Here is an 18,182-nt window from a genome sequence, read left to right as displayed (position 1 = left end):
TTTGTCATTAAGGATTCGGCTTGCATCCTCACCCTCCTGATCTTTCGTCGGACGACGATAGGACATCCCGACCCGCGGCGCGTTGATCTGAGTCACGTGGAACCAGTGGCATTCTCCGCGCCGTCGTCGCTGTCGATGAGAATGCGCTCCGCCGCGCCATCGAGATCCTCGTACTGGCCGCTTCTCAACGCCCAAAGGAAGCCGGACAGGCCGAGTGAGCCGAGGAATAGCGCTACGGGGATGAGGTAGACGAGCGTCGTCATGACGATTGAGCCAAGGCGCCGGCGCGCGCGGGCCTGTCTTGCCGCGCAATTGCGGACGACGCACCCGTTGCGAAGCCTTGCAGACGCATGGCATTTCCAACCACGAGCAATGACGAGGCTGACATCGCGACCGCGGCGATAAGAGGCGTAACATGGCCCAGAATGGCGATCGGCACGGCAACAGCATTATAAACGATCGCAATTGTTATGTTCTGTCGGATCAGGCTTCCCGCCTTGCGCGATACGTCAACAGCCAGCGGGACCGCCAAGAGGCTTTCGCGCAGGACAACGAAGTCGGCTGCATTGCGGCCAATGTCGGCGGCGGTGGCGGGTGCGATCGAGACATGCGCAGCGCTCAGCGCCGGCGTATCGTTGAGCCCGTCGCCAACCATCAGAACCTTGTGCCCGTCCCTCGCCAGCGTCTCGATGCGTTCAACCTTGCCGGACGGCAGCAGGCAGGGAACGAAATCATCGACACCAAGCCCGTCCGCAACCTCGGCGCAGGCTTTCGCGGTGTCGCCCGACAGCATCTCCACGCACATACCAGCGTTGTGCAGTTGATCGATGGCTGCCCTGGCGTCGACGCGCAGCGCATCCTCGAAATCGAAGGTCGCGACAATGATCCCGTCTTTCGTCAGAACCGTCCCGCCATAGCCATGTCTGCCTTCGCGGCCGGTGCGGGCTTTCCATCCTCCGCGTCGACCCAGCCGCCAGGTGCTACCGGCGGCAGCGGCTTCGATGCCGAATCCCGGCTGCTCGGTGACGGCATCGAATTTGTGCTGCCCGCCAAGGCGGGCAAAGCCGGCTATGGCCTTTGAAAACGGGTGACGCGAGTGCGCAGCCATGTCTCCCGCGATTGCCAGCATGGCCGGATCAATCGAGTCCGCATTGACCAGCCGGGGCTGGCCGAGGGTGAGCGTTCCGGTCTTGTCGAACACCGCTCTATCAATCGTCGCCAGGCGCTCCATGGCCGAACCGTCCTTGACCATGATGCCGTTCTCGAACAGGCGCCGCGCCGCGACCACCTGGACGATCGGTACGGCGAGGCCGAGCGCGCACGGGCATGTGATGATGAGAACGGCAATGGCGATGGTTATCGCCCGGTGCCAGTCACCGGTCGCCGCCATCCAGCCAAGGAACGTCGCGAAGGCGGTGAGATGAACCACCGGGGCATAGAGCGCTGAAACACGATCGGCGATCCGGCGATAATGCGCGCGGCCGCCCTCTGCGGCTTCCATGAGCCGAACCATTTCCGCCAGAAACGAATCTTTCGCGGCGGCTGTCGCCTCGATCGTCAGCGGGCCGGTTAGGTTGAGGATACCGGCCTGAACGGCTTCGCCTGCTGCTACGTTTCGAGGCGTGCTCTCGCCGGAAACCAACGAGCAGTCCAGATCCGAGGCCCCTTGAATGATCTTGCCGTCGACGGGGATTCTCTCGCCGGCAGCGATCAACAGCAGCATGCCGGGTTCGATCTCGCCAACCGGCAGATAGTCGCGTGCACCATCGCCGCGCAGCACCATGGCGCCACGTGCGGCCAACTGGGACAGGCCTTTGACGGCGGTGCGGGCACGTTCGCGCATGACATGATCCAACGTGCGGCCGATCAGGAGGAAGAACAGCAGCGACACCGATGCGTCGAAATAGGCGTGGTCGCCATGGGTGATCGTCTCATAGAGGCTCATGGCGTATGCCAGCGACACCCCGACCGCGATCGGCACGTCCATGTTCATGCGACCGTGGCGCAACGCATTCCAGGCCGAGCGGAAGAAGATGCCGCCGGCGAAGGCTAGTGCAGGGATGGCGATAAGCGCCGAGACCCAGTGGAACAGGTCGCGGGTAGCGCCTTCGGCTCCGGACCAGACCGAGACCGAAAGCAGCATGATGTTGCCCGCCGCAAAGCCCGCAACAGCGACGGCGCGGATGAGCTCCGAGAGCGTCTTGTCCTTTGTATCGGTGTCGGCTTCGAACAGATGTGTCTGGTAGCCCAGGCGTCCGAGGATAGCGACGAATGGCGGAACGTCGTCGCCGCGCCAGCGGATAGACACCCGCCTCGTTGACAGGTTGACGCGGGCGGCTTCGACATGATCGAGCTTTCCCAATGCCGTCTCGATAGTCTGAATGCAGGCACCGCAGCGAACGGCCGGTATCGAAAGCTCGGTCTGATGAAGGTCGTCGCCAAGTGATCGGCTCGCCAGCTTGATTTCCTGGCTGGACGGCAGGGCCGAGGTCACGCTGACCATATCCAGCGCCATTTCAGCACCCGGCGCACAACAGCTCATTGCAGCGCTCCATGGGAAATCACGATCCTGCGCACGTCGCGATACGGTTTATCCAGGCCGGCATCGGCGTCGACTTCGACGATCCAGACACCATCCTTCGGCAAATGCTGGGCGGCGAATTCCTGACCCGAGGCGAGGACGAGCTTGATGGATTCATCCTCTTTTTCGTAAGCGGGATGGCGAAACAGCGCCTTCACGCCATGCAAGGGAACCGGTTTGCCGGCGGCGTCGATGAGGCCGTAGCGGACTTCACCCGATGCGATGGTCAGCTTGCCGGTCCAGCCGAGGGCTGCCTGCGCCCGCCCTTCCTCGGCCTTCCTGTTGAACTGCTGGCTCGCCACATAGGTGTTTTCGACGACCAGGCCGGTCCAGCTCGTGTTGGCAAGCGTCGCCATGGTCAGATTGACCGCGATGACCACACCGAAAAAGGCCAGGATGATGGCCAACATGTGCCTGCCGGTGAATTCGCGGGTTTTTTGTGTTCTGGCGCTCATCTGGCAGTCTCCGGCGCGTTGAAGGTGGCGGTGTACTCGTTCGACTCGAAGCTGGCTCTGTCCTCGACGCGGAACTTGAAGGTCTGTGCCGGAGCGCGGATCTGGTCCGCCGGCTGGCGAACGAAGACCCTCAGCATTTTCAGGCGGTCGGGTTCGACCGGAATGGCGAAGGAACGGCCTGCGGGGATGTCGTCGCCGACGACGACGATGTCAGCGCCTTCAAGGCCCTGCATGGTTACGACGATCGTCCTCGGCTCGGGGATCATGTTGAGCAGCTTGACGGTGTAGCCGTTGCGGATCGAGCCGTCGGAGAGCGTCACGAATTGTGGATTGCGGTCGTGCAGGACATTGATTTCGAGCCGGTCGCGCGTCAGCAGCGAGTAGAGGAGGCCCAGGCCGATCAGCGACCACATAGCCATGTAGACATAGGTGCGTGGCCGAAAGATCTTGCGGATGTGGAAATGCGCCACTCTGTCCGAAAACAGGCCGTCATCCGTCCTGACCAGCGCCGGATTGACTGAGCTGGACCCGCCTGCAGTCGCCAGCATCATGTTGGCGTTGTAGTCGGAGAGCGTCGCATAGGCGATCAGCCCACGCTCCTTGCCGAGCTTGTCCATGACGCCGTCACAGGCGTCGATGCAGAGCGCGCAAGTGATGCATTCGAGCTGCTGGCCATAGCGAATGTCGATCCCCATCGGGCAGACCGCGACACAGGCATTGCAGTCGACGCAGTCGCCCACGAGCTGGCCTGCGGCCAGCACCTTCTTGGCATGACGCGTGCGCGGTTCGCCGCGCCAGTCATTGTAGGTGACGGTGAGCGAACTTTCATCGAGCATGGCTGCCTGGATGCGCGGCCATGGGCACATATAGGTGCAGACCTGCTCGCGCATCAGCCCGCCGAACGTGTAGGTCGTTGCCGTCAGCACCGCGACGGTGATGTAGGCGACAGGCGCTGCCGTGCCGGTGAAGAGTTCGCCGAGCAGCGTCGGCGCGTCAGCGAAATAGAAGATCCAGGCGCCGCCCGTCAGCGCGCCTATGGCCAGCCAAACGGCGTGTTTCGATACCCGCAGCACAAGCTTGCGGGGGGTCCAGAGACCGGCATCAAGCTTGATACGAGCGTTGCGGTCACCCTCGATGGCTCGCTCGACGACCAGGAACAGATCGACCCATACGGTCTGCGGGCATGTGTAGCCACACCAGGCACGGCCGACAGTCGAGGTGATCAGGAAAAGACCGACGCCGGCCATGACCAGAAGGCCGGCGACATAGTAGAATTCCTGCGGCCATATCTCGATGAAGAAGAAATAGAAACGCCGGTTGGCGACATCGAGCAGCACGGCCTGGTTCGGGCTAAACGAGCCCCGATCCCAGCGCAGCCACGGCGTCAGATAGTAGATGCCGAGCGTGACCGCCATCACCAGCCATTTGAACTGGCGAAAGCTGCCCGAGGCCCGGTTCGGGAAGATCTTCTTGCGCGCGGCGTACATTGGCTGACGCACCTTGGCGGAGTCGACCGGCGTGGGTTCGATCCTTTCTATTTGCGAGTTATCAAGCACGAGAAGCTCCAGTTACCAGCGACGATTTCGCCGGAAGCCGACTCATCGGTTCTGGATGATGCCGAGGCCCGGCTTGCGCCGGGCCTCGTCGCTTGGCGGGAGGGGGAGGACGAGAATAGGCTTCTGCTCCTATTCTCCGCCGCCAAGCGAATGGATGTAGACCGCCAGTTCCTTGACCTTGGTCTCGCCGAGGCGCGCGCCCCAGGCCGGCATCACGCCCTGTTTCGGCGCGGTGACCTGGGCGGCGATGGCCGCTTCGCCTGACCCGTAGAGCCAGATGGCGTCGGTCAGATCTGGAGCGCCGAGTTCCTTGTTGCCTTTTGCATTGTCGCCGTGACAGGCCACGCAATTTTCGGCGAAGACCTTGGCGCCGGGCGCGACCAACGATTGATCGCCGACAGTGCCGGACAGGCTGGCAACGTAGGTGCTGACCTGTTTGATCTGATCGGCGGTGATGATGTCGCCAAAGGCCGGCATTTCCGACAGGCGCGTAGCCGGGTCGGAGGCGAAGCGGATGCCATGAGCGATCGTCTGCTGGATCTGGTCCACCTCGCCGCCCCACAGCCAGTCGTCGTCATTTAGGTTCGGAAAGCCCTTGGACCCTTGGGCGCCAGAACCGTGGCACTGCACGCAATTGACCTTGAACGCGGCGGCGCCGGCAGCGACGGCGAATTCGCGCAGCGTGTCATCCGCAGCAATCTCCGAAACACTTTTCGACTCTATTGCGGCGACATATTTGCCCTTTGCCGCTTCGGCCGCGGACAACTCGTTCTTGACTTCGTTGCGGCTGGAATAGCCAAGTACACCCTTTGTCGCGGAGTGCAACAGCGGCCATGCCGGGTAGGCAATTGTGTAACCGATCGCCCAGACTATGGTCATGTAGAAGGTGATGACCCACCAGCGCGGGAGCGGGTTGTTGAGCTCGCGAATGCCGTCCCACTCATGACCGGTCGTCGAGATGCCGGAAACCTCGTCAATGTGATCGCTGCTCATGATCAGTCCTCCTTCAGAGGAATTTGAGCTGCTTCGCCGGCTTGCCTGCGGCTGCCGGGACGAAGTGCAAAGGCAACGGATCCGATGAAGAAAAGAGCCATGGCAAGCAGGCCCCAGCTGTCGGCAAACTCCCGCATGAAATTGTACGTCATCGCCATTGTCCTCAGCGGTAGCCGGCGGTCTCATCGTAGTTCTTGAAATCGACAAGCGTGCCGAGCATCTGGAGATAAGAAACCAGGGCGTCCATTTCGGTGACTTGCTGCGGATCACCGTCGAAATCGCCGATCCTGGCCTTGGGGTAGCGGGCCTCGAGGCCGGACGTGTCGGCATTGGGATCAGCCTGCGCCATCAAATCGGCATTGGCGTTAGCGACCATGTCGTCGGAGTAGGGGACGCCGACGCGCCTGTTGGCAACCAGATGCGTCGAGAAATCCTTCACCGCGATCGGCGTATCCTTCAGAAAGCCATAGCTCGGCATGATGGATTCCGGCACCACGGAACGAGGGTCCGTGAGGTGCTCGACATGCCAAAGATTTGAGTAGCGATCGCCAACCCGAGCGAGGTCCGGTCCGGTGCGCTTCGATCCCCACTGGAAGGGATGATCATACATCGACTCGGCCGCCAGGCTGTAATGCCCATAGCGCTCGACCTCGTCACGGAACGGGCGGATCATCTGGCTATGGCAGAGATAGCATCCCTCACGCACATAGATGTTGCGCCCGACGAGTTCGAGCGGCGAGTAGGGCCGCATGCCTTCGACCTTCTCGATCGTGTTGTCGAGATAGAAGAGCGGCGCGATCTCGACGATGCCGCCGATTGTCACGACCAGCAGCGACCCGAGGAGAAGAAGTGTAGCGTTCTTCTCGATGACCGCGTGTCTGTTCATCAACCTCATTTTCTGTCTCATCATCGCGCAAGCTGGAGGGCGGGAACGGAGCCGGGCATCGGATCCTCCTCGCGCCGGTAGCCAAGGATGGTCATGGCGATGTTCCAGGCCATGATCAGGGCGCCGGACAGGTACATGGCTCCGCCGATGGCGCGCATGATGTAGTAGGGGTGCATGGCGGCCACGGTTTCGGCGAAGGAGTAGACCAGGAAGCCCTGCTCGTCGTATTCGCGCCACATCAGGCCCTGCATGATGCCGGACACCCACATGACCGACGCGTAGACAACGATGCCAAGCGTCGCCAGCCAGAAGTGCCAGGTAACGAGGCGCAGCGAGTAGAGCCGTTCACGGTTCCACAGCTTCGGCACCATGTAATAAAGCGCGCCGAACGAGATCATGCCAACCCAGCCGAGTGCGCCCGAATGGACGTGTCCGATGGTCCAGTCGGTATAGTGCGACAGCGAGTTGACCGTCTTGATCGACATCATCGGGCCCTCGAAGGTGGACATGCCGTAGAAGGCGATGGCCATCACCATCATGCGGATGATCGGATCGGTGCGGAGCTTGTCCCAGGCGCCCGACAGCGTCATCAGGCCATTGATCATGCCGCCCCATGACGGCATCCACAGCATGATCGAGAACACCATGCCGAGCGTCTGCGCCCAATCGGGCAAGGCGGTGTAGTGCAAATGATGGGGTCCAGCCCAGATGTAGAGAAAGATGATTGCCCAGAAATGGACGATCGACAGCCGGTAGGAATAGACCGGCCGGTTCGCCTGCTTGGGTACGAAATAATACATCATGCCGAGAAAGCCGGCGGTCAGAAAGAAGCCCACGGCGTTGTGGCCATACCACCATTGCGTCAGAGCGTCCTGGACCCCGGAGAAAGCCGAATAGCTCTTCGAGCCCAGGAAGGAGGCGGGCATGGAGAGGTTGTTGACCACATGCAGCATCGCGATGGTGACGATGAAGGACAGGTAGAACCAGTTGGCGACGTAGATGTGGGGTTCCTTGCGCTTCAGGATCGTGCCGAGGAACAGGATGAGATAGGCGACCCAGACGATGGTCAGCCAGATGTCCACATACCATTCGGGCTCGGCGTATTCGCGGCTCTCGGTGATGCCGAGCAGGTATCCGGTTGCGGCCATGACGATGAAGAGCTGGTAGCCCCAGAACACGAACCAGCCGAGATCGCCGCCGAACAGCCGGGCGCGGCAGGTGCGTTGCACGACATAGAGAGACGTGCAAAGCAGCGCGTTGCCGCCGAAGGCGAAGACGACTCCCGACGTATGCAGTGGCCGCAAACGGCCAAAGTTGAACCAGGGCTGGATGTTGAGATCGGGATAGGCAAGCTGCAGCGCGATGACCACGCCGACAAGCATGCCGATGACACCCCAGAACATGGTGGCGATGGCGCCATAGCGGATTGGCCCGTCCATGTAAGCGGACGGGTCGATCGGCGCGGCAGGCCTGAACTCAGTGTTGCGCAACAGGATCGCAGTGAAGCCAGCCAAGGCGAAGAATAAGACCCACATATGCTGGCGAAAGGGTTCATTCACCCCAGCGCCAGCGGCCACCAAAGCCGCGAATGCGAACAGGCTTAGAAGCACGATTTCTTTGCCGAATTTCATCGCAAGCCCCGATTTCCAATTCCGGCGGATGCCAAACCGCGGTGCCTTATTGCGCAGCCGTCGCCTGCTCGCCCTGATCCATGTCAGAGCCGCACCATTTTGCTTCGAGCAGCATCGAGTTCGTTGCGATCAGACTGTGTCGAATGTGGAAGTGCAGCACCGGCCGACGGTTTATGGACAGGCCCGGCGTCCCCAGTCGGGGCCCGGGTAGGAGGCGACCGTGGGCGTGTGGGGAAGCGCACCTTGACGCTGGTAAGCAGGCCGATGCCTTACCGAACGTCGATCGTTTCAATGCCTTGGAACAGCCAGCGCCAGCGTTGCGCTGCCTTCGCGACATTTATAGTTTGGACGGCGATTTTCGCCTGCGTATGAGGCATATTGACTTCGGCCAAGTGTGGATGCTTCGCCGACGAGCCCAAACGCAACTGGCGTATACGATCGGAATTAGAACGGGCTGTCGCTACGCGATGTCTTCTGAGCCCAACGCGAGCATGCCCTGCCCCGAATGAAGTAAGTGGCGTGGGCCATGCAGCTTCGTGTCATTCAAACGGCTATTGCGCCTCGGCCGCCGCAGCGCCGTTCCAGCCGGCTCATGCTGTCCACGGTGACGCGGCGGTTGTTCTCGATCCGAATCACGCCGTCCATTCTCAGGCTGGTCAGCTGACGGCTCACGGTCTCGTTAGTGATTCCAAGGAAATCAGAGATGTCGGCACGCGTCATCGGCAGCTCGAAGCACGCCGACATAGCCGCCGGGTCAACATTGGAGTCGATGTTCCGGGCAATCATGAGGAGAAAGCTCGCCACCTTCTCTGGTGCGGTCTTGCGCCCCAGAGTCACCATCCATTCGCGGGCCTCGTCAAGTTCGTTCAGCGCCTGCTTGAGCAGGCGATGCACAAATTCGGGTGACTGCTTCATCATCCGTTCGATGGCCGCTCTCGGAAACGAGCATAGCGAGACAGCTGTTGCCGCTTCCGCATTGATCGCACTTTTCATCTTGAAGGGCCGTCCCAGAAAATCCGGCGCGAACTGGAGACCGACGATCTGCTGGCGGCCGTCCGAAAGGCTCTTCGTGAGCTTCACCACGCCTGAAAGCACGTTTGAATAACAGTCGACCGCCTCGGCGTCGCCGATCAGTTCGACCCCCGGCTCGATATTGTGCCGCGACGACGTCTTGGCGAGCTGAGCCAAATCGTCTGGCTCGAGCGCGCCACAGACACCGCGGCGCCGTGCCTCGCAAGGCAAGCAAAGAACGGGAATGCCGGAACTGTGAATATCCTGCCGTAATGTCATTCGATCGCTCTACCGGTCCAGTGCGGGCAGGATAGCAATCCACGGTAGAAAAATCCTTGCGGCAGTTTGTCCGTGCTGAAGGTTGATCGAAATCAGGGCTTAGGCTCATTCAAGCATCCACAGTTCGGGCGACGCAAACACGGTGGACCACGACATGCGACAAAAGCTAGCTGCCAGACTTGGCGAGAACGTCCCGCGCTATACCAGTTATCCGACTGCGCCCCATTTCCATGCGGGCGTCGATGCCGTCGTTTACCGAGGCTGGTTGGAGGCGCTCGAAGGTGGTGACGAGATATCGCTTTACCTGCATATTCCCTATTGCGACAGGCTCTGCTGGTTCTGCGCGTGCCATACCAAACAGACCCGCCACTACGAGCCGGTGGCCGCTTATCTGCGCTCGCTGTATGCGGAGATCGCCACGGTTGGCGGCCTTGTTACCGGCAAGGGCCGAGTTCGCGCGGTTCATTTCGGCGGCGGTTCCCCGACGATGCTGGAACCTGAGGATATTGTGGCGCTGGGAAGCGTCCTGCGCAACAGCTTCGCCTTTCTTCCCGGCGCCAAGATCAGCGTTGAAATCGAACCCAATGATATGGACGATGCCCGCCTCGATGCGCTTGCCGAAATCGGCACGACCCGTGCGAGCCTCGGCGTCCAGGACTTCGATCCGAAGGTTCAGAAGGCAATCAACCGCGAGCAGAGCTTTTTGCAGACCAAAGCGGTAGTCGACGGTGTTCGTTCGCGCGGCGTCGAATCGGTCAATCTAGACCTGCTCTACGGCTTGCCGCACCAGACGAGGGAGAGCGTCTCCTCCACCGTCGCGCAGGCGCTGACCTTGGAACCCGACAGGATAGCGCTTTTTGGCTACGCCCATGTGCCGTGGTTCAAGAAACATCAGACCATGATAGACGAGGCATGGCTGCCCGGTCCCGCGGAGAGATTTGCTCAATTGCAACTGGCGGCGCGGGCGATCGTGGACCAGGGGTACGAAGCAATCGGCCTCGACCATTTCGCCAAACCCGGCGATGCCCTGGCCCTTGCCGCCCGCGCCGGAACACTGCACCGGAACTTTCAGGGTTACACCGACGATTGCTGCGAAACCTTGATTGGGCTAGGCCCATCGTCCATCAGCCAGTTTCGGCAGGGCTATGCGCAGAACATGCCTTCGACCAGCGAATATCGATGCACGGTTGATGACGGCGGGCTGGCCGCTGTTCGGGGTATCGCACTTTCCAACGACGACCGCGTTCGCGGCTGGATCATCGAACGTTTGATGTGCGACTTCGCCTTCTCGGCCATCGATCTGGTGGAACGCTTCGGCGAGGCCGGCCAGAGGCTCCTCCTTCAGTCAAGTTCCATGGCCCTCCACGATCCGGTTCGATTGCTTGAACTTGATGGCGACAGATTCGTTGTGCCGGCTGAAAGTCGCCCTTTCGTCCGAAGCATCGCGGCCAGGTTCGACAAATATTTCGAAACTGGAACGGCCAGGCACTCGGCGGCAGTCTGAGCACCGCAGAGGAACGGTCATGGCTCTCACTCGATCGTGAACCGATTGCGATCGTTTTCCACTGTTGACCGGCGACCGTCGGCCGAGACGGTTCGAAGCGGACCAGACGCGTCTTGGCATGGCGACGATGTCGCCCGCTCATGCCCTGCCTGTGAGATCATGGTTGTCGGCGACAGCTCCCTTCGACCTTGCAAGGAGAATGCAAGGTGCCGTGCAAGCGGCCGACAACACTTGGGCCGGTGGCAGAAGTCCGCAAGCACCCCGGCAGCGCGGTCAACGTTGAACCACCCGTTCACCCGAATATGCCGGTGCAGTTCAGGTGGAAAGGGCCTGGCCTAGACGGCTCTCTTGTTACCCCAGAGCATAACGTGCAGCTGCGGTAGCACGCGGGCTTCGAACCATTTGTCGCGGGTCACGCTGTCAACCAGCCACTCCATGCGCTTCAATATTCCGTCAAGGTCGACGGGCGCGTCATCATTTGCCGGGTGTGGCGGCGTGTGATTGCCGGGTTGCAGATAGATCGGAAGTTGCGGAAATTGCGCAGCGGCGTCTTTCGCGTAGGCGTAGTCCCTTTCGTCGAAAACAATGAGCTTGAGCACGATTTGGGGCTTGCCTTGTGCCGCCTGGAGGCACGCCTCGACAGCGGCCCAATCTGTCGTCATTTGGCTTGACGGCGGCTTTGGGCTGAGGATCAGCACGTCAAGGTGCGCAAACCAGTCCCTGGCAAGCGAACCTTGGGTTTCCAGCGCAAAACGGTAACCGTCACCATGGCCTCGGTCGATGAGCGCGCCGAGCGGCTGGATGGCCGGATTGCCGCCTGACAGTGACACCATAAGCGGGCGGCCACCGGAAAGCGCAAGCACATTTTTCCACACCGCGCCGACGGACATCATCTCCCATTCATGGCGGAATTGATTGTCCACAGCATGCAGGCTGTCGCACCAGGAACAGCGAAAGTCACACCCGCCGGTTCTGACGAAGATCGTCGGCAAACCTATGAGCACGCCCTCGCCCTGGATCGTCGGCCCGAAAATCTCGCTAACGCGGATTGCGGGATGCGTATTGGTCATGGCCGGTATTCCGCCCAGGTTTTCGGCGTTTCGCTCACCCGCACGGCCGCGGTTTCGCTCAGGCGTGCCTTGCACCAGTCGTAGAAATGTCTGGCCAGATATTCCGCCGTGACTTGCTCGTGTCCCAGCACGTCGTTGAGATGTCGGTGGTCGAAGCTCTCGTCTATGTAGCGTTTGAATGGCGCCAAATCGTGGTAGTCGCGCACGAAGCCGTGATCGTCCAGTCCATCCGCTGAAAGCTCCACTTCGACGATGTAGTTATGTCCGTGCAGGCGCGCGCATTGGTGATCGGGTGGCAATGAGGTGAGCTGATGCGAGGCTGAGAAGTGGAATTCCTTGGTGATGCGGAACATTACGCGGTGGTCCTTCGCAGCGCTCCGAGCCAGAAGTCGGAGTCCTCGTACTCGGTTGGGTCCGGGTGCCCAGCGATGTGGAACGCCTCACGCCGCTCGACGCAGGTCCCGCACCTCCCGCAATGACGCTCGGCGCCCTTGTAACAGGACCAGGTCTGCGCAAAGGGCGTGCCGTATGTGGCTCCATCCCTAACAATGTCCGCCTTCGTCAGGTTCACATAGGGTGCATAAAGGCGAATCTGCGCGTAGCCGTCGAGCGCGTGGTCCTGCATCATCTGGAAAGCATCGATGAAGGCCGGACGGCAATCGGGATAGACAATATGATCCCCACCATGCACGGCCGTCGCCACCGCGTCAGCGTCTTGCGCTGCGGCGAGGCCGAAGGCAATGGCCAACATGATGGCGTTCCGGTTGGGCACCACCGTTACCTTCATCGTATCTTCGGCATAGTGCCCATCGGGCACGTCCACATTGTCGGTCAGCGCGGAGCCGGAAAGGCCGCCGCCGATCTCGTGGATATCGATGATTCGCTGCGGGACGCCCAGGCGCTCCGCGCAAAGGGTGGCGAAGCCCAATTCCTTCCTATGCCGTTGGCCGTAATCGAACGATAGCAGGCCGGTAAGCTGGTGCTCCGCTGCCACCTTGTGAGCAAGAGTAACGGAATCCAATCCGCCGGAGCAGACGACGAGAGTCTTCATCGTTGGGTCCTTGTTTTAACCGGGTAGGCTGCGACCGGAGATTTCTCTGCGCTCCAGTACTTCAGGAAAACCATTTTGTGAAGTGAACGGAGACCAGTTTCGTGCGCTTGCGTGCGGTGCGCAAAACGCCCTCGCGGTGAGCTGCAAGGACACGGACTGGTGAGACGTCACGCTTCAGCGGAATGCTCAAGCGGCCGCTGCTCGCGGACAAAGTTCTCGACGAGCAGAGCCTGGCGGTTCGGAGCGCCGAGGGACGCCACTGCAACGGTTGCAGGGTACAAGGAGCCCGGATGGCTTGCCGCAAAGATGACCGGCAAACCCTGAATAACCGGTGATGAGCCGACATCTGTGAACAAGCGGTGTGGTCGATTGCAATCACCCATGTCTTGCGCACAGGTACCTTATGTCAGTGGATGAACTGAACTTGATGGTTTTACAGATGGCAGTCGAAAGCGTCCGCTCGCTCTCGTTGAGCTTCGCTGAAAAAGCCGCCGAGATAGCCACCAGGAGCCGCGGCATCCTGCTTTTCGACGTGCGGATCGACGGTGACGCGCAGGTCCAGCGGGTCGCAGCCATCCGATATCACGGCGGCCAATTCGGCGTGCTGGCGTTGGATGTACACGGCCTAGTTACCCACTATTGCATCGTTAACGGTATGTTCTCACATTACATTGCGTCCTTGGAGAGCTGGCACAGGATGCCCCTGTCGATGCAGGCCAAGATGGATGCCAACGGCAATGCCCGTCTCTTCGTAGCCGCGTTGCGGGATGCCGGACATATGCTGGGCACCTAGCATTGGGCGAGAATGCATCTGTGAATTTTGCATGTGCGTCACTGCGATGGCGCCGGCATGATCGTCATGCTCCAAAACGGCTGCGGCCCCCGCGAAGCGGTCGCCGCGATGATGGTGATCAACGGCGTTGCATCGATGCGAGCGTAGACAGAGGTCTCCTCCTGGCATCGAGCGCATGCAAGGAGCTACGCAGCGCAACTGCATCAAGTATTTTGAAGGGACGACCTCATGCATGGAGCTTGCGCTGCATACGGGCGGCGCGAGCCGCGTTACCATCCAGCAGAGAGGGTGCTTGCGGTACTCTCAATGACCCGAGATCGCAAATGGACGTGGGTAAGCACCAGAACTGGCAACACCCATGGTGGTCCGCTGGACTCGCTGGAGGAAGCACAAGGTGTCGGCGGGCAGAGCGCAGCGAGTGCCTACCTCGATCTTTCTAGAAGCGCGCCGGCAGCCTGGGCGGGGGGCTTGGGGTTAGACTGCCGGCGCACGCCACTCACGAAGAGCGGCCCCTTTTCGTGGTTCGAACACCCATAGTCAACCCGGAAACGTCAGGATGCCCGCCATGTTATTTTCAGAGCGGCGCGATGCCGGCCATGTTGGCCGATTCAGCCTAGGAGTAGCCACTCTCGTAGGCCGAGTTGATGCTCAAGCGCCAGCATCGCCTCGCCGAACTACCAAGAGTTCGCCGTTACAATCCTTCGTCGCGAGCCGATGCCCTCGTGCACGTTTCGTAGCACTCCGGGCGGCTACATCGCCTTGTTGTTCGCGAGCCCATGTGAAGGGTTCCTGCATCGGAAAGTTGACGAGATTCTCTTGGCGGTACTGCGCCAGAGGCATCCCAACGGAATCAGCGTCTACAATCAGCCGCAAGCTTCACATCACAAGAGCGGTAGTCCACCCATTGCGGATCATCCGACTGATCAGGCGGCGTCCGAAATGTGCGACTCTGCCTCAAGGATTCCCACAGGTATGGAAAGCGATCTCGCTATCCGATCCCGATATCCCTTGTTGTACCTCAGACCTCGCTCGATGTTTTGAATTTCCTCAGCGGCAAGCCCGCTCGCGACCGTCAGGTCCTCGATCGAATACCCAAGGTGCTCACGATAAGCGCGGACGATGTGGGTCCCCTGCGACATAGCCGTCAAGACTGGTTCGGGAATGCGCGAATCGTTCATAAACATCTCCAAGAACATGGGAGCTCCCTCGGGAGATACCCCCCCCCGGCGGCGCAGACCAAGCAAATCAAAAAATGGACGTCCATTCAGCCGGACCGGCCTCATCCATGGAATGGGCCGCCTGAATTAGGAGCTGGGTCGGAATATGGCGGCTCACCTCCTTCTAATCAAGAAAGCCAACGGCGAGAATTATTCGCGAAGGATCGCAGGTCGGATGCGCTACAGCCGATCAGGCCATCTCAGGAGGGGGCCCTGGAACTCTGAACACCAACTCGAACTCCCGGTACGGACACTGCTTCCTTCGGCCAATCTCCACCGGCGGGGGAGCGAAAGACCCACTCTTGAAAGCCCCCGGCTGCGTGCTGACGTCGGCTCTAGGAAGCTCGATCGCCCTGTGCCCCGATCGACCGGCCGAAAAAAGGGATTCCAAATTCCAGCAAACACTGGTCATCTGGTTTTCATCCGGATCCAGACAAAGGGTAGCTTTCCATCGAGAGCTTCGCCATCTGTACAGGTTCACAATCATTCGACCGTGACCGATTTTGCGAGATTGCGCGGCTGGTCTACATCTGTCCCCATGAAGAGCGCCGTGTGGTAGGCAAGAAGCTGTATCGGCAGCGAGAAGATCATTGGCGCGATAATCTCGTCGACTACCGGCAGCACGAGCGTGTGCATGGTGTCGAGTTTCGATGCGGCTGCCCCATTTTTATCGGTGATGAGGATAATCCGCCCTCCACGGGCAGCCACTTCCTGCATGTTGGAGACGGTCTTGTCGAAAAAGCGGTCATGGGGCGCGATGACGATCACCGGCATGTTCTCATCTATCAATGCGATTGGCCCGTGCTTCAATTCACCCGCTGCATAGCCTTCGGCATGGATGTAGGAAATCTCCTTGAGCTTCAGCGCTCCTTCCATCGCTAGTGGGAAACTGGTGCCACGGCCGAGATACAGGACGTCACGACACTTTGACAGTTCGCGCGACAAGAACTCGATCTCCGGCTGGATGCTGTTGAGTACCTGGCCCATGACGCGCGGCAATTCGGCGAGGCTCCTGACGAGTGCCTGCAGCTCGCCTTCGGGGACGGTCCCGCGGGCTCTGGCGGCGCTGATGGCGAGTGCGGCTAGAACGGCAAGCTGGCAGGTAAAAGCCTTGGTAGAGGCGACGCCGATCTCCGGTCCGGCAAGGATCGGGAAGACCGTATCGGCCTCCCGAGCGATGGTCGATTCGCAGGCATTGACGATAGCGCCAATTTTCAGCCCACGCTCCTTGCAGTACCTCAACGATGCAAGCGTATCGGCGGTTTCGCCGGATTGCGAAATGAAAAGAGCCGCGGACTGCGGCGGCAAAGGGATCTCGCGGTAACGGAATTCAGACGCAACGTCGATTTCAACCGTCAGGCGCGCATAGCGCTCGAACCAGTATTTTCCGATCAGTCCGGCGAGATAGGCGGTCCCGCAGGCAGAGATCGCCAAGCTCGGAACCTTGGCGAAATCGATGCCAGGAACCATGTCGCGGCCCTCTATGATGTTGATGTAACGACGAAGAGCATGGGCGACGACCTCGGGCTGCTCGTATATTTCCTTCTCCATGAAATGGCGATGGCTGCCCTTGTTGGCCAGATCGGCCGCGGCCGTGGAGATATGGCGCGGACGCTCGACGGGATGGCCGTCGATATCGAAGATATGGGCGCCCGAATTGCCGACAATGGCCCAGTCGCCGTCCATGAGATAGGTAATTTCATTGGTGAAGGGCGCAAGAGCGATCGCGTCGGAGCCCAGGAACATCTCGCCGTCGCCGTGACCGATCGCCAGCGGTGGTCCGTTGCGCGCCGCCGTGATGGTCGACGGTTCATCTTCGAAGAGGATGGCAAGCGCATAGGCGCCCCTGACGCGTTTCAGCATGGCACGCGTGGCCTCTTGCGGCCTCATGCCCTCGCGGCGGTATCTTGCCAAGAGATGCCCAACGACCTCGGTGTCGGTGTCGGTCTGGAACTCGGCGCCATCCGCCGCCAATTCGTCCTTCAGCTCGGTGAAATTCTCGATGATGCCGTTATGGACGACGGCGACACCGTCGGTAAAGTGCGGGTGCGCATTGCGTTCCGTCGAGGCCCCGTGGGTTGCCCAACGCGTGTGGCCGATGCCGACTTTGCCGCTCAGCGGCTCTTCCTTCAGTCGCCTCTCAAGATTGACAAGCTTGCCCTCGGCGCGCCGGCGGTGCAAGGCACCGTCGATGATCGTCGCAACGCCGGCGGAATCATAGCCGCGATATTCCAAACCCTTCAACGCGCCGATCAACCGATCCGACACCGGCTGTTGCCCAACGATGCCAACAATCCCGCACATGTTCGTCTCCGCATTTTTGCGAGCAGCATCAGCCCACGCGAGACGGATACCCATCCGGCCGCTTTAAGTGGCGGCCTTGTAGTAGTATTCCATGATATTGGTACAATTGATTGTAGTGATCACTACCATCCATCCCATGGATAGGTCGGCTGCTGTGGGGGCCTAAAGTTCTATTCGCGCCTGACGCTCTTATGAGAATCGCAGACTCACCCGCGGCAGGATCACGGCCTCAGAAAGGCCAGCAGGCCTTGGACAGTGGACGGACGACCGGCCTGCGAGCCCTAGTCAGGCAGTCCGGCATGTAGAAGCATTGTGCCGCCGACTTCGGGATCGGCGATGGTCTGTCTCGGCGACAGCCTGAGTTCGCTTCGCGGGCCGCGCGGCTCGCCCAGGACCGTCGTCGTCTCGCGCGGCGCCGGTGTCAGTTGACGATGGCATAATTCCCGCCGGGGGCGAGCGCCTCGCGCACGGCACGTGCCAGCCGCGGTCGGTCCGGGACGCCATGGAAAGCGTTGGCCATGAAGACGAGGTCGGCGGGGCGTGACACCAGAGTAGCGAGTTCATAGGCGTCGCCGGCGACGAATTTGCAATTGGTCACGCCGGCGCCGGTAGCGGCGCTGCGTGGCCTCCAGCTGGTCGGCGTCGATGTCTATGGCGACGACATGGCGGGCGACCGTGGCGATCGGCACAGCCGTCGCCGCAGCAGAGGTCGACCACCTCCATGCCCGGCTTCAGCCCGGTTGCCGCCAGCGCCATCTTCGCTGCGGTCCGGTTTGTCAGTGCTCTTTCCTGGCCTTGGCAAGAACACGAACTTCGGCTTCGGTCCGGAATGGCAATGTACCCCGATGGCG

At 60.6% G+C, this 18,182-nt stretch carries 17 protein-coding genes; 2 read left to right on the top strand and 15 right to left on the bottom strand.

The genetic code is table 11. The annotated features are described in order from the left end of the window. Window positions 1-92: 92 nt before the first annotated feature. The 9 genes from ccoS to NKI99_RS16450 form a co-directional block, all read right to left on the bottom strand. On the bottom strand, window positions 93-263 hold the full coding sequence (gene ccoS / locus NKI99_RS16490) for a cbb3-type cytochrome oxidase assembly protein CcoS (RefSeq protein WP_023735807.1): 171 nt from the start codon (window positions 261-263) through the stop codon (window positions 93-95). After that, window positions 260-2,542 carry a cation-translocating P-type ATPase gene (locus NKI99_RS16485; protein WP_352611439.1) on the bottom strand — a complete coding sequence of 761 codons (2,283 nt, stop codon included), beginning with the start codon at window positions 2,540-2,542 and terminating at the stop codon, window positions 260-262. Before NKI99_RS16485 ends, ccoS begins: the two co-directional genes overlap by 4 nt. Next, complete coding sequence (locus NKI99_RS16480; protein ID WP_023776424.1) at window positions 2,539-3,036, bottom strand: FixH family protein; 498 nt, start codon at window positions 3,034-3,036, stop codon at window positions 2,539-2,541. The genes NKI99_RS16485 and NKI99_RS16480 overlap by 4 nt, the downstream gene beginning before the upstream one ends. Then, complete coding sequence (gene ccoG / locus NKI99_RS16475) at window positions 3,033-4,592, bottom strand: cytochrome c oxidase accessory protein CcoG (protein WP_352611438.1); 1,560 nt, start codon at window positions 4,590-4,592, stop codon at window positions 3,033-3,035. Before ccoG ends, NKI99_RS16480 begins: the two co-directional genes overlap by 4 nt. A 129-nt stretch (window positions 4,593-4,721) precedes the next feature. Then, window positions 4,722-5,585 (bottom strand): cytochrome-c oxidase, cbb3-type subunit III, encoded by an 864-nt coding sequence (gene ccoP / locus NKI99_RS16470; protein ID WP_023809313.1) that lies wholly within the window; start codon window positions 5,583-5,585, stop codon window positions 4,722-4,724. Window positions 5,586-5,587: 2 nt separating this feature from the next. Then, window positions 5,588-5,737: a CcoQ/FixQ family Cbb3-type cytochrome c oxidase assembly chaperone gene (locus tag NKI99_RS16465; RefSeq protein WP_023766610.1), complete on the bottom strand. Its 150-nt coding sequence runs from the start codon at window positions 5,735-5,737 to the stop codon at window positions 5,588-5,590. Window positions 5,738-5,748: 11 nt separating this feature from the next. Further along, the gene (gene ccoO, locus NKI99_RS16460) at window positions 5,749-6,480 is read right to left on the bottom strand and encodes a cytochrome-c oxidase, cbb3-type subunit II (protein ID WP_023735813.1); all 732 of its coding nucleotides are present in this window, start codon (window positions 6,478-6,480) and stop codon (window positions 5,749-5,751) included. A gap of 11 nt (window positions 6,481-6,491) precedes the next feature. Then, on the bottom strand, window positions 6,492-8,102 hold the full coding sequence (gene ccoN, locus NKI99_RS16455) for a cytochrome-c oxidase, cbb3-type subunit I (protein WP_023809314.1): 1,611 nt from the start codon (window positions 8,100-8,102) through the stop codon (window positions 6,492-6,494). A gap of 543 nt (window positions 8,103-8,645) precedes the next feature. Next, window positions 8,646-9,392 carry a Crp/Fnr family transcriptional regulator gene (locus NKI99_RS16450; protein WP_023735815.1) on the bottom strand — a complete coding sequence of 249 codons (747 nt, stop codon included), beginning with the start codon at window positions 9,390-9,392 and terminating at the stop codon, window positions 8,646-8,648. A gap of 154 nt (window positions 9,393-9,546) precedes the next feature. Here NKI99_RS16450 and hemN point away from each other — a divergent pair, with 154 nt between their 5' ends. Continuing rightward, complete coding sequence (hemN, locus tag NKI99_RS16445) at window positions 9,547-10,896, top strand: oxygen-independent coproporphyrinogen III oxidase (protein ID WP_023766605.1); 1,350 nt, start codon at window positions 9,547-9,549, stop codon at window positions 10,894-10,896. Between the two features lie 335 nt (window positions 10,897-11,231). Here the strand turns inward: hemN and queE are convergent, their stop codons facing one another. Genes queE through queC form a run of 3 tightly spaced genes read right to left on the bottom strand, consistent with a single transcriptional unit; the run spans window position 11,232 to window position 13,017 of the window. Beyond that, window positions 11,232-11,966, bottom strand: a complete 735-nt coding sequence (gene queE, locus NKI99_RS16440) for a 7-carboxy-7-deazaguanine synthase QueE (protein WP_023735817.1) — start codon at window positions 11,964-11,966, stop codon at window positions 11,232-11,234. Beyond that, window positions 11,963-12,319 (bottom strand): 6-carboxytetrahydropterin synthase QueD, encoded by a 357-nt coding sequence (queD, locus tag NKI99_RS16435; protein ID WP_023673552.1) that lies wholly within the window; start codon window positions 12,317-12,319, stop codon window positions 11,963-11,965. The genes queE and queD overlap by 4 nt, the downstream gene beginning before the upstream one ends. Further along, window positions 12,319-13,017 carry a 7-cyano-7-deazaguanine synthase QueC gene (queC, locus tag NKI99_RS16430; protein WP_023766604.1) on the bottom strand — a complete coding sequence of 233 codons (699 nt, stop codon included), beginning with the start codon at window positions 13,015-13,017 and terminating at the stop codon, window positions 12,319-12,321. The genes queD and queC overlap by 1 nt, the downstream gene beginning before the upstream one ends. Before the next feature lie 403 nt (window positions 13,018-13,420). On the opposite strand from queC, the gene NKI99_RS16425 reads away from it, so the two are divergent. Beyond that, on the top strand, window positions 13,421-13,810 hold the full coding sequence (locus NKI99_RS16425; RefSeq protein WP_023735820.1) for a hypothetical protein: 390 nt from the start codon (window positions 13,421-13,423) through the stop codon (window positions 13,808-13,810). Between the two features lie 923 nt (window positions 13,811-14,733). On the opposite strand, the gene NKI99_RS16420 is transcribed toward NKI99_RS16425, so the two are convergent. The 3 genes from NKI99_RS16420 to NKI99_RS16410 all read right to left on the bottom strand — a co-directional run bounded on the left by NKI99_RS16420 (window position 14,734) and on the right by NKI99_RS16410 (window position 17,929). Beyond that, on the bottom strand, window positions 14,734-14,988 hold the full coding sequence (locus NKI99_RS16420; protein WP_023735822.1) for a helix-turn-helix domain-containing protein: 255 nt from the start codon (window positions 14,986-14,988) through the stop codon (window positions 14,734-14,736). Between the two features lie 522 nt (window positions 14,989-15,510). Then, a complete protein-coding gene (glmS, locus tag NKI99_RS16415) occupies window positions 15,511-17,331 on the bottom strand; it encodes a glutamine--fructose-6-phosphate transaminase (isomerizing) (protein ID WP_352611437.1) in 1,821 nt (606 codons plus the stop codon). Between the two features lie 421 nt (window positions 17,332-17,752). Further along, the gene (locus tag NKI99_RS16410; protein WP_352611436.1) at window positions 17,753-17,929 is read right to left on the bottom strand and encodes a class I SAM-dependent methyltransferase; all 177 of its coding nucleotides are present in this window, start codon (window positions 17,927-17,929) and stop codon (window positions 17,753-17,755) included. Between the last annotated feature and the right edge of the window lie 253 nt (window positions 17,930-18,182).

Source organism: Mesorhizobium sp. M0239 (genome assembly GCF_040321815.1).
In the GTDB taxonomy this organism is placed as follows: Bacteria; Pseudomonadota; Alphaproteobacteria; order Rhizobiales; family Rhizobiaceae; genus Mesorhizobium.
The sequence above is the reverse complement of the archived record's forward strand: the minus strand, read 5'-3'. Positions and strand labels throughout refer to the sequence as shown.

Excerpts from the sequence above, each read along its gene's own strand:
- ccoS (WP_023735807.1), bottom strand. The coding sequence starts at position 263 with ATGACGACGCTCGTCTACCTCATCCCCGTAGCGCTATTCCTCGGCTCA.
- queE (WP_023735817.1), bottom strand. The coding sequence starts at position 11,966 with ATGACCAATACGCATCCCGCAATCCGCGTTAGCGAGATTTTCGGGCCG.
- NKI99_RS16465 (WP_023766610.1), bottom strand. The coding sequence starts at position 5,737 with ATGACGTACAATTTCATGCGGGAGTTTGCCGACAGCTGGGGCCTGCTT.
- queD (WP_023673552.1), bottom strand. The coding sequence starts at position 12,319 with ATGTTCCGCATCACCAAGGAATTCCACTTCTCAGCCTCGCATCAGCTC.
- glmS (WP_352611437.1), bottom strand. The coding sequence starts at position 17,331 with ATGTGCGGGATTGTTGGCATCGTTGGGCAACAGCCGGTGTCGGATCGG.
- NKI99_RS16450 (WP_023735815.1), bottom strand. The coding sequence starts at position 9,392 with ATGACATTACGGCAGGATATTCACAGTTCCGGCATTCCCGTTCTTTGC.
- NKI99_RS16425 (WP_023735820.1), top strand. The coding sequence starts at position 13,421 with ATGTCAGTGGATGAACTGAACTTGATGGTTTTACAGATGGCAGTCGAA.
- ccoN (WP_023809314.1), bottom strand. The coding sequence starts at position 8,102 with ATGAAATTCGGCAAAGAAATCGTGCTTCTAAGCCTGTTCGCATTCGCG.
- ccoP (WP_023809313.1), bottom strand. The coding sequence starts at position 5,585 with ATGAGCAGCGATCACATTGACGAGGTTTCCGGCATCTCGACGACCGGT.
- NKI99_RS16480 (WP_023776424.1), bottom strand. The coding sequence starts at position 3,036 with ATGAGCGCCAGAACACAAAAAACCCGCGAATTCACCGGCAGGCACATG.
- hemN (WP_023766605.1), top strand. The coding sequence starts at position 9,547 with ATGCGACAAAAGCTAGCTGCCAGACTTGGCGAGAACGTCCCGCGCTAT.
- NKI99_RS16485 (WP_352611439.1), bottom strand. The coding sequence starts at position 2,542 with ATGAGCTGTTGTGCGCCGGGTGCTGAAATGGCGCTGGATATGGTCAGC.
- queC (WP_023766604.1), bottom strand. The coding sequence starts at position 13,017 with ATGAAGACTCTCGTCGTCTGCTCCGGCGGATTGGATTCCGTTACTCTT.
- NKI99_RS16420 (WP_023735822.1), bottom strand. The coding sequence starts at position 14,988 with ATGAACGATTCGCGCATTCCCGAACCAGTCTTGACGGCTATGTCGCAG.
- ccoO (WP_023735813.1), bottom strand. The coding sequence starts at position 6,480 with ATGAGGTTGATGAACAGACACGCGGTCATCGAGAAGAACGCTACACTT.